Raw genomic sequence first — 9,350 nt, 5'->3', positions numbered from 1 at the left:
AAGCCCGTCCCCCGCGCGAGCCGCGCCCCCGGCGCGAAAAGCCGCCCCGCCCCGCGCCCGCCGGGCCGGTGGTGGACGAGGAGGCGATCACGGCGCCGTCCGCGGAACTGGAGACGGCCGATCCTGCTTCGCCGGTGGATGGATCCGAGGGAGAGGCGCCGCGCAAGCCGAAGCGGAAGCCGCGCCGGCGCAAGTCGGCGCGGGCGCGCGCGGCCGCGGCGGAAGGGGCCGCGGCCGGTGATGGAATGGACGACGCGTTCGCGGGCGAAGGGTCCGCGGACGGTGGCGAGGCTGGCGCGGAGGGCGGCCAAGGTGTCGCGATGGACTCCGCTCCGGCGTTGACGGACGGCGCGGCCCCGGACGAAGGGGCGGCGCCGGCACGGCGCAGGCCCCGGCGGCCGCGCCGCAGAAAGCCCGCCGTTTCCCGCGAAGGTGGGGAGGCGGGGGAAGGGGCACCCGCCCCGGTTCCTGAAAGCGAGGGATGAATGCAGGCATATATTCGGCCGCTGCGCAGCCTTGTGGCCGTGGCGCTCGCCGCCGTGCTGGCGGGGGGCGCCACGGTGGCTTCGGCGCAGCAGAGACGGCTTCCGTTTTCCGCGGGTGAGCTGGCCAACTACCAGGTCAAGCTGGCCGGCGCGTCCGTGGGGCAGGGCACGCTGCAGGTGGTGGGGATGGTGAACATCCGCGGAGAGCAGACGTTCCACACGCGGATGACGGTGAACGGCCGCGTGGCGCTGGCCCGCGTGGAGGACGTGTACGAGAGCTGGATCGACCCGGACGGGCTGTTTTCGCGCCGGTTCCACCAGAACATCCACGAGGTGCGCTACCGCCGGAACCGCACGTACGACTTCTTTCCGGAGAACCGCACGTACCGGCGCGAGAACGGTCGCACGGGGAGCATTCCCACCGCCCAGCCGCTGGACGACCTGTCGTTCCTGTACTATGCGCGCACGCTGCCGCTGGAGATCGGCGCCACGTACACGCTGCCGCGCTACTTCAAGGCGGAGGGCAACCCGGTGGTGCTGCGCGTGGTGCGCCGCGAGACGGTGGAAGTGCCCGCCGGCCGCTTCCGCACGATCGTGATCCAGCCCGTGATCCGCACGGACGGACTGTTCGGCGAGGGCGGGCGCGCCGAGGTGTTCCTGTCGGATGACGAGCACCGCATCCCCGTGCTCATCCGCAGCCGGGTGCCGGTGGTGGGCTCGCTCACGATGCTCCTGCGCAGCTATCGCCCCGGGACCTGATCCGGAGCGTCCGCCGTCCTCATCGAAAATCCGCTTCGGGCCTGTGCCCGGGGCGGATTTTTTCGCAGGGCTTCGTACCTGCCCCACGGTCCCCGGCTACGGTGAGAACCCGGGCCGCGCCTGCCGATGCGCAGACGCGAGAAAGCGGAGGACGGCGGCGTTGAAGCGCTCGGACTGGTTGTAGATGAGCGCGTGCGCGGCGTCCGGGATCATCTCCACCCGCCCGTCCGGAAGCGCCCGGGCGATGGACGTGGCGAACTGGTTGGAAACCACGGGGTCGCGCTCGCCCACCAGCACCAGCCCCGGCGCGCGCACCCGGGCGGCGGCGCGAAAGGCGTCGTGCGTCTTGCCCGCCAGCCAGGTGCGCGCCCAGCGCACCGGCCCGGCGCGCAGGTACGCGTCCGCGATGAACGGAACCAGGGACAGCGGCTCTCGCGGAATGTCCTGCATGAAGCCCAGCGCCTCGTGCACCAGCCGCTTGCGCCGGCGGTCCCCCGTGGGCGCGGCCAGAATCACCCCCGCCACGCGCCCGGGCACGTTCCCCGCGAACTCCAGCACGGCCTGGCAGGACAGCGAGTGGCCCAGGTACACGGCCGGTCCCAGGTCCATTGCCTCCGAGAACTTGCGGATGCCGCGGGCCTGCGCGGGAATGCTGAGCCCCGCCCGCGGCCCGCGCGTGCGCCCGAAGCCGGGAAGGTCCGGCGCCAGCACCCGGTACCCCGCCGCGGCCAGCCACGCCCCGTTGCGCACCCAGTAGTCCGCCGAGCACCCCAGCCCGTGCACCAGCACCAGCGCCGGCCCCTCCCCCGCGTCGCGGTACCGCATCCACCACGGGCCCGCCTGCACCCGGTGCGTTCCCGCCCACTGCGCCGCCGCGTCACCCAGCCGGGCCCCGTACGTCACTCGCCGACCTCCGTGCCCGCCAGAAAGGCGAGCAGTGCCTGGTTGAAGTCCGCCGGGCGGTCCACCATGGGGTTGTGCCAGGCGTGATCCATCACGAACAGCCGCGCGTCGGGGATGGCGGCGCGCATCTCCCGCCCGTGCTCCAGGGGGATGATGGTGTCCTGCCGCCCCCAGATGAGCAGCGTGGGCTGCCGCACCTCCGGCAGCAGCGGCCGCACGTCGTCGCGCAGGATGTGGCGCAGGGCGCGCATGACCCGCCACGGCCCGGCGGAAAGCGCGTCGCCCACGATGATGGGCAGAAAGGTGGGGTCGCCCCAGCGCCGCGGCGGCGCCACCTCATACGCAAAGCGCATCACGTGGCGCGGGGTGAGGGGGCGCGGAAGCCCGGCCGCGTCCACCAGCGCCAGGCGGCGGACACTGTCGCCGAAGCGCGCCGCGACGTGGATGGCGAGCTGTCCCCCCATGGAGTGGCCGACCAGGTGCACGGGCTCTCCCGCGGCGCCCCGCATCCACTCGGCCAGCACCCCCGCGACCGTGGCCACGTCGGGGAGCGAAAACGCCGAGTGCCGGCTGCGGCCGAACCCGATGACGTCGGGGATCAGGACGCGGTAGCGGTCCGCCAGCGCCTGGATGTTGCGCGCCCACCATCGCGACGATCCGCTCAGCCCGTGCAGCAGCGCCACCGCTTCCTCCCCTGCTCCCGCCTCGGCCCAGTGGATGCGATACGGGCCGAAGTCCGCCTGGTGCGTGCGCAAGTCCAGGTCGCGCCAGCGGACGTGGCGGCCTGGCGGGTGGCGGATCAGCTGGGGCAGGGTGCGTAGGGGCACTTCCGGGCGCCGCGGGGTATCAGGGAACGTGCGGCTCCGCGAAGCCGCGCACCTTCACTCTGGCAGGCAAGCACCGGACCCGCGCGCGGCAGACGTTTCGCCGGGCGGCTGATTCCGTTATCTTTCCGGGCTATATACAAATGCACGTGTCCGGTCCCTCCGCGGGGGGACGGTGACTCATCTACCCAGGAGGCACATTTGAGCCGTAATCGTGACCGCGCGCCTCAGCGCACCAGCCGTCCCACGGCGCTGGACGAAGCACGCAACGAACTGTTCGGGCACATCCACCGCTGCGGCGTGATGAAGGCGTCGCCCGATCAGCAGCAGGAGTGGATGCGCGACACGGTGGAGTTCCTCAAGGAACGCCACTCCGCGCTGACGGAGCGCGAAATGAAGGAGCTGGAGACGATCGGCCTGCGTTTCTGCAGCCCGGTGATCTCCAACGCCGCCGAGGTGGAGACCGCGACCGCGGAAGCCCACGACGGCGCGGAGCAGGAGCAGGAGCCCGCCGCGGCCTGACGGCGTTTCGCGGCGGGGCAGGGGAGGCGGCGCGGTCCGCCTCCCGTTCGGCCCGCCGCGCGCCGCGGCCCCGCGCACGCGGCACTCACCCCCGTTCTTCCGCATGGATTCCGACCCCGGCAGTTTTTCCCTTCTCTACATCTTCGGGCTGATCGCGGCCAACGCCTTTCTGGTTGCGGCCGAATTTGCCCTGATCGCGGTTCGCCGCATCCGCATCGAGCGCTCCGTAAGGCAGGGGAACGCCCAGGCGGCGCGCGTGCTTCCCGCGCTGGACCGGCTGGAGGAGCTGGTGTTCGCCGCGCAGGTGGCGCGCTCGCTGGCCTCCGTTGCGCTCGGCTTCTACGCGGTGCGACTGGCGCACGCCTACGTGCTCCCCGTCCTGGGGCGCGGCGAGGTGCGCGTCGGAGGCTTCTCGCTCGGCTCCACCACCGCCGTCGCCGTCTTCTTCGCCCTGCTGGTCGTTTCGCTCATGCACGCCACGCTGGGGCAGCAGGTGCCCAAGCTGATCGCCGTGCACCGCGCCGAGTGGATCACCGCCAACCTGGCGGTGGCGCCGCTGCGGCTCCTGGCGCTCGTGCTCACCCCCGTCACCTGGCCGCTCAACTTTCTGGTGCGCGGCATCGTGCGGCTGTTCGGCGTCACCAGCACCGGGTTCCATCCGCTGGTGCAGACGCCGGAAGAGCTCCGTCTGCTGGTCACCCAGCCGCAGTCGGAAAGCACGCCGGGGCAGATGGAAGAGGACGAGCGCGAGATGCTGCGCGGCGTGTTTGAAATCAGCGAAACGGTGGTGCGCGAGGTGATGACGCCGCGGCCGGAGGTGGTGGCCGTTCCCGCCGAGGTCACGCTGGCGCGGCTGCTGGAGATCGCGACGGTGGAGGGGCACTCGCGGCTGCCGGTGTACGAGGGCACCATCGACACCGTGCTGGGCGTGGTGCTCACCAAGGACCTGCTGCGCGTGGTGCACGAGCGCGGCGGCGACCTCACCGGCCCGTTCGACGTGCGCGACATCCTGCGCTCCGTGTACTTTGTCCCCGACAGCAAGCCGGTGGATGAACTGCTTTCCGAGCTGCGCGCCGCGTCCGTCCACCTCGCCATCGTGCTGGACGAGTTCGGCGGAACCTATGGCGTGGTCACGCTGGAGGACCTGCTGGAGGAGATCGTCGGCGAGATCACCGACGAGTTCGACGAGGCGGACCCGGAGTTCGAGCCCACGCCCGAGGGCGACGTGCTGATCGACGGCGGCGTGCTGATTTCCGACGTGAACGAGCGGTTCGGGCTGCGGATTCCGGAGGAAGAGTTCGACACGGTGGGCGGATACGTGTTCGGCACGCTGGGGCGCGTGCCCGAGGTGGGTGATTCCGTGCTGGTGCGCGGCGCGGAGGGGCCCATGACGCTGCGCGTGGAAGAAACGGAGGAGCGCCGCGTGACCTGCCTTCGCCTGTCGGACCCCGCGCTGGTGAACGAAGAAGCGGCCGCCGAATAGCCGCGCCGCCGGGCCGGGCTGGTCACGTCGGCACTCTCGCGCCGGCGCACCTCCGCCGTACTCTCCCGTCCCGCCCACGTGCCAGACAAATCAGCCGCCCCGGACCTGGTCCGGGGCGGCTGACGGCGTTTTCACGATCCGGCTCAAAGGGAGTTGTTCGGGTTTACGCGGCGGGGGCTGCCGTAGTTGTAGGACTCGTAATCGGGATCGTAGTCCCGTGTGCCCGACTGCCAGTTCCCGTTGTGGACCGACTCGTTGTTGTCGTAGGTGAATTTGAGTTCGCGCGAGAAGCCCGGGGTGCTATCGGTGGCGTAGAACACGGAGTCCACCGTCACGGCCGTTGGTGCCTTGATCACAAAGAAGTCGGGCCCGCTGTTATCTAGCGACAAAGCGGGGCTCGTTGTTCCGAATCGCGAGGTGTACACGTAGTCCGGGACGAGCCCCCCGTTCTTGGTGGCGTTTCTGCTGCGTCCCAGCAGCAGGTACCTGCCCGCCCCGATCATGAGGGCCGACTTGATCGTGTCGCTGAATCCCGCGGTGTTGTCGGAAAGAATGAAGCCCTGAAGGTTCAGCGCAAACCGCCCGCTGTTGTACAATTCCACGTATTCGGCCACGCTGTCCTGCAGCGGCTCTCTGGGGTTGAGCATGATCTCGTTGATGACGATGCGCGCCTGCACCGCCGTGGAGACGTAGACCTTGAAGGTGAATGACTGCACCGTGGGCGCGACCTTCCACTTCCATGTCCGGCCGGCGCTGGTGGCGTTGGGCGCCAGCATCTGCGGGTACCGGTAGAAAGGGGCCGGGCCGTTCAGAAAGGCCGCCTCGCCGTCCTGGCCCGCGACCTGGACGAAGCCCGAACCCGCCGTCACGGTCGGCCCCGTGTAGTAGAACACCTTGATTCCGGCGGTATCCACCGTCACGCTGTCCACCGTGCCGATCGCCTGATCCCTCAGCAGGTTCTTCACGGTCACCTCCGTGGACATCAGAACCGTGTCCGGGTGTGGTTTGGTGACCGACACGGGGGTGTTTGCCAGTTTGATCACGCTGCCTTGGCCGCCGTAGATGGCGCCGCGCGCCCCTCCCGCGGACGGGCCCGTATCGGCGCACCGCAGGCTCGCGGCTCCGACCGAAACCGTACACTCCAGCAGGGCCGTGTTCGCCGGGAGTTCAGGCGCGTCCGGACCGGCGGTGACCACGTCGCCGGAGCAGGCAGCCAGGCCAGCGATCAACGCCGCGGCGGGGAACCGCGCGGCCAGATTTCCTCGTGTCAGCATGGGGACGTGCGGGATGAGGTGGGCCGCCGGATCGAGTGGGTACGGCGTATAAGGTTCGTGACAGTAATACGACGCTGCGTAGCAGTCAAAATCCGCACGCCCCGGCCAGCCTGTCACGGACGCGGTTCCATGCGGCCGCCGTAGCGGTGGGCGGCCGGATGGGGACCTTGACGAAACCCGCGCAGGGAAGTGCGAACGGTCAGACTGTATCACCATACGGGGCAGCAGTCCATTCCGCGCCTGAAGGAGGGGACCGTGGTCGTGATGCTTGCGCACCGAACGCCGCCTGACGTTCGGGGTATGCAGCGGAGCCGGTGCAGGGATGGCCGGCGGGGGATGGTAACAGAAACGCCGCCCCGGGCGGGGCGGCGTCAGGGATGGCGCGCGAGGTGCTGAGTCAGCGGCCGTCGCGGAACACGTTCTCAAACCGGCGCCCCGACGCGGCGGAGTGAACGCCGGCAGATTCGTAGCGGGCCAGCACGCGGTTGGTGACCGTCGTGGAAATGTGCTCCTCCATGGGGAGCATTTCGTGGTACAGCTCCAGGCCGCGGTCCACGTCCACCTCGTTGCCCAGGAGGTCCATGAGGTCCAGCACGTTCGACACGTGCGTCTCCACGATGGCCTCTTCCGCACGGGCAGCGGCGATCAGGAGCTTGCGCTTGGCTTCGTTGCTCAGGCGACGGCGGCGGAGCCAGTCGAACATCGTTCCTCGGGGGTTGGTTCACGGGGGAAGGCCGCACCAATCTCGCCGCGCCCCGGCGCACCCGCAAGGCCGCTCCGGCCCTTGGAGCGGGAGCCCGGTCCGGTGTATATTCCTGCGGCGGCCCGTGCACCCTGTCCGTCTGCTTCCCCGCGGCCCCGTTCCGGGCCGCGCCCCATCCCCCGCCTTTTTGCGAGACCAGAAAGAAGGCTGAATGGGAACGTCATTTCTCAGCTCCGAAGAGTACGACGAGCTGGCCCACAAGCACTACGACACCGGCGACTACGACCAGGCGCTGCACGTGCTGCGCGACGGCATCGCCCAGTACCCAGACTCCGTGCTGCTGCAGGTGGGCCTCGGCTACACCCGCATCGCGCGCGAGGAGTACGCCTGGGCGCGCCAGTGCTTTGAGCGCGCGCTGGAGCTGGATTCGGAGTACGAGGACGCGTGGGTGGGGCTTGGCGAAACGCTGCTCAAGTTCGGCCGGGTAGAGGACGCGCTGAGCTGCTTTGCCCAGATCGACGAGATGGGGCTGGGCGACGACCTGGAGCTCGGCCTTACCGTGGGCCGCGCGCTGTACCGCGAGGGGCTGTTCACCGACGCGCGCGCCCGCTTCGCCGCGCTTTCCACCACGCACGCCGACAGCGCCGAGCTGGCGGCCGCGCGCGGGTACACGCTGCACGCGCTGGGCGACGACCTGGGCGCGCGCCGCGAGCTTCGCCGCGCCATCAAGCTGGACGGCGACCTGCACGAGGCCCGCATCTACCTGTCGCACCTGCTGCACGACCGCGGCGACCTGCGCGGCGCGCTTACCGAGCTGGAGCAGGTCCCCCCGGCGGAGCACTGGGACACGCTGAGCATCTGGCGCTACATCGAGCTCAAGACGCAGCTGGACGGCGTGGCCGAGGACGACTCCTGGTTTGCCCCGTGGCGCGAAACGCTGGCGGAGCTGGACGAGGAGCCGGACGACGTCGACCATCTGCTGGCCGAAGTGGAAGCCAGCTTCGAGGGCGTGGTGGACGAACAGGCCGCCGCCGCGCTGGAGCTGAGCGCCCAGATGGACTTCATGATGAAGGTCCTGGGACCCCCGGCTCCTCCGTCCGCCACGGCGGAGGCGGACACGGAGACGCACCGCATCCGCACGGCGGAGGGGAGCGTGTTCGAAGGCTCGTGGGACGACATTGTCCGCGGGATGCGGGACGCGTGCGGAGAGCCGGCGCTGAGCGTGGGCACCTTTCTGCGGCGCGCGGCGCGGCAGATTCACGAGCGCACCGGCCGCGAAGTGCCCAGCCACACGGCCGAAGCCTTTCTGAAGGCCAGCGCCCGCATGGGGCTGCTGCGCATCGAGCGGTGATGGCCGGGTTCCCACGCGCCGGGCGCCCGTGAGCTTCGCCCCCGACAGCATTCTTCGCCCGCTGCACCAGCGCGCGGCCGACGTGGAGCTGCTGCGCTCCGGCGCGGCCCCGGCGGGTGCGGTGGTGCGCGTGGCCCGCGCCACGGAAACCACGCTGCGGCGCATGCTGCGCGACGACCCCACCGCCCCGGTGGAGCTGCGGCTGCGCGCCCTTTCCGAAGACGACCTCCCCGCCCCCGACCTGCTGGCCGAGCTGCGCCGCCGCAACCGCCTTCCCATGGAGCTGGCCGCGGCGGTGCACGAGCTGGACGGCGTGGCGCACCGCATCGCCTCCGGCGCGGACCCGCTGCCACGCGACGGGCAGCTGGCGTTTTCCGTGGCCCAGGGGCTGGAGGCGCACGTGCGCGCCCTCCCCGCCATGCCGCTGGAAGATCCGGTGGAGGACGAGGAGGAGCCGCAGCTTTCCGCGGATTCCGAGCCCATCGCGCACGAGGTCCCCGCGTCCCGGCGCCGCTTTCCGTGGCAGGCGCTGGCGGCGCTGGGCGTACTGGTGCTGCTTCTGGTGGTCGTTGTGCGCATGCGCGCGGACGGGCGCGCGTCGCGGGGGCTGGAGCGCGCGGAGGCCGCGTACGCGCAGGGGCGCATCGCCGAGGCGGAGGCGGGCTTTCGTGCCTGGGCCAACGCGCACCCCCGCGACCCGCAGGCCCGGGTGTACCTGGCGCGCATCTACCGCGAGACGGGGCGCCGGGCGGACGCGCAGCGGCAGCTGCAGGCCGGGCTGGACGCCGCGCCGGACGAACCCGGGCTGCACGTGGAGCTCGGCTACCTGCTGCTGGATGGCCGGCATTCCGCAGAGGCGGTGGAGCGGTTCCGCACCGCGCTGCGCTACAATCCGGAAGGGGTGGGCGCCCAGCGCGCGTGGGGCGGGCTGGTGCGTGCGCTGCGCGAGTCCGGCCGCGCCGCGGAAGCCGAGGCCGAGCTGCGGCGCGCCCCCGCGGAGCTTCGCGCGCTGATGCGTTCGGCGCCGGCCGCTCCCGCCGCGGCCC

Annotated in this window: 9 protein-coding genes and 1 pseudogene; 6 read left to right on the top strand and 4 right to left on the bottom strand. The window is 71.0% G+C overall.

Annotated features, from left to right (window positions below):
- A pseudogene (locus VF665_RS23435) lies at positions 1-485 on the top strand (hypothetical protein); the annotation flags it as partial.
- A complete protein-coding gene (locus tag VF665_RS23430) occupies positions 486-1,244 on the top strand; it encodes a DUF3108 domain-containing protein (protein WP_331055908.1) in 759 nt (252 codons plus the stop codon).
- A 96-nt stretch (positions 1,245-1,340) separates the two neighbouring features.
- Here the strand turns inward: VF665_RS23430 and VF665_RS23425 are convergent, their stop codons facing one another.
- Together VF665_RS23425 and VF665_RS23420 are read right to left on the bottom strand one after the other, a co-directional pair.
- Positions 1,341-2,147 (bottom strand): alpha/beta fold hydrolase, encoded by an 807-nt coding sequence (locus VF665_RS23425; RefSeq protein ID WP_331055907.1) that lies wholly within the window; start codon positions 2,145-2,147, stop codon positions 1,341-1,343.
- The gene (locus tag VF665_RS23420; protein ID WP_331055906.1) at positions 2,144-2,974 is read right to left on the bottom strand and encodes an alpha/beta fold hydrolase; all 831 of its coding nucleotides are present in this window, start codon (positions 2,972-2,974) and stop codon (positions 2,144-2,146) included. Before VF665_RS23420 ends, VF665_RS23425 begins: the two co-directional genes overlap by 4 nt.
- Positions 2,975-3,172: 198 nt before the next feature.
- Between VF665_RS23420 and VF665_RS23415 the strand changes: the two genes are divergently transcribed.
- Together VF665_RS23415 and VF665_RS23410 are read left to right on the top strand one after the other, a co-directional pair.
- The gene (locus VF665_RS23415; RefSeq protein ID WP_331055905.1) at positions 3,173-3,493 is read left to right on the top strand and encodes a hypothetical protein; all 321 of its coding nucleotides are present in this window, start codon (positions 3,173-3,175) and stop codon (positions 3,491-3,493) included.
- Positions 3,494-3,596: 103 nt separating this feature from the next.
- On the top strand, positions 3,597-4,976 hold the full coding sequence (locus VF665_RS23410; protein ID WP_331055904.1) for a hemolysin family protein: 1,380 nt from the start codon (positions 3,597-3,599) through the stop codon (positions 4,974-4,976).
- Positions 4,977-5,119: 143 nt separating this feature from the next.
- Here the strand turns inward: VF665_RS23410 and VF665_RS23405 are convergent, their stop codons facing one another.
- Together VF665_RS23405 and VF665_RS23400 are read right to left on the bottom strand one after the other, a co-directional pair.
- Positions 5,120-6,250 (bottom strand): lamin tail domain-containing protein, encoded by a 1,131-nt coding sequence (locus VF665_RS23405; RefSeq protein ID WP_331055903.1) that lies wholly within the window; start codon positions 6,248-6,250, stop codon positions 5,120-5,122.
- A gap of 397 nt (positions 6,251-6,647) precedes the next feature.
- Complete coding sequence (locus tag VF665_RS23400) at positions 6,648-6,953, bottom strand: hypothetical protein (protein WP_331055902.1); 306 nt, start codon at positions 6,951-6,953, stop codon at positions 6,648-6,650.
- A 211-nt stretch (positions 6,954-7,164) separates the two neighbouring features.
- On the opposite strand from VF665_RS23400, the gene VF665_RS23395 reads away from it, so the two are divergent.
- Both VF665_RS23395 and VF665_RS23390 read left to right on the top strand, forming a co-directional pair.
- A complete protein-coding gene (locus VF665_RS23395; protein ID WP_331055901.1) occupies positions 7,165-8,304 on the top strand; it encodes a tetratricopeptide repeat protein in 1,140 nt (379 codons plus the stop codon).
- Between the two features lie 28 nt (positions 8,305-8,332).
- Positions 8,333-9,350, top strand: a 1,018-nt coding sequence (locus VF665_RS23390) for a tetratricopeptide repeat protein (RefSeq protein ID WP_331055900.1), incomplete at its 3' end; no start/stop codon positions are given.

The sequence above is a fragment of the Longimicrobium sp. genome, from assembly GCF_036387355.1.
GTDB lineage: Bacteria > Gemmatimonadota > Gemmatimonadetes > Longimicrobiales > Longimicrobiaceae > Longimicrobium.
Note: the sequence above shows the minus strand (reverse complement) of the source record. Positions and strands in the feature narration are given on the sequence as shown.

Bases quoted from the DNA above. Each gene is read 5' to 3' on its own strand.
- VF665_RS23395 (WP_331055901.1), top strand. From the start codon at position 7,165: ATGGGAACGTCATTTCTCAGCTCCGAAGAGTACGACGAGCTGGCCCAC.
- VF665_RS23400 (WP_331055902.1), bottom strand. From the start codon at position 6,953: ATGTTCGACTGGCTCCGCCGCCGTCGCCTGAGCAACGAAGCCAAGCGC.
- VF665_RS23410 (WP_331055904.1), top strand. From the start codon at position 3,597: ATGGATTCCGACCCCGGCAGTTTTTCCCTTCTCTACATCTTCGGGCTG.
- VF665_RS23405 (WP_331055903.1), bottom strand. From the start codon at position 6,250: ATGCTGACACGAGGAAATCTGGCCGCGCGGTTCCCCGCCGCGGCGTTG.
- VF665_RS23430 (WP_331055908.1), top strand. From the start codon at position 486: ATGCAGGCATATATTCGGCCGCTGCGCAGCCTTGTGGCCGTGGCGCTC.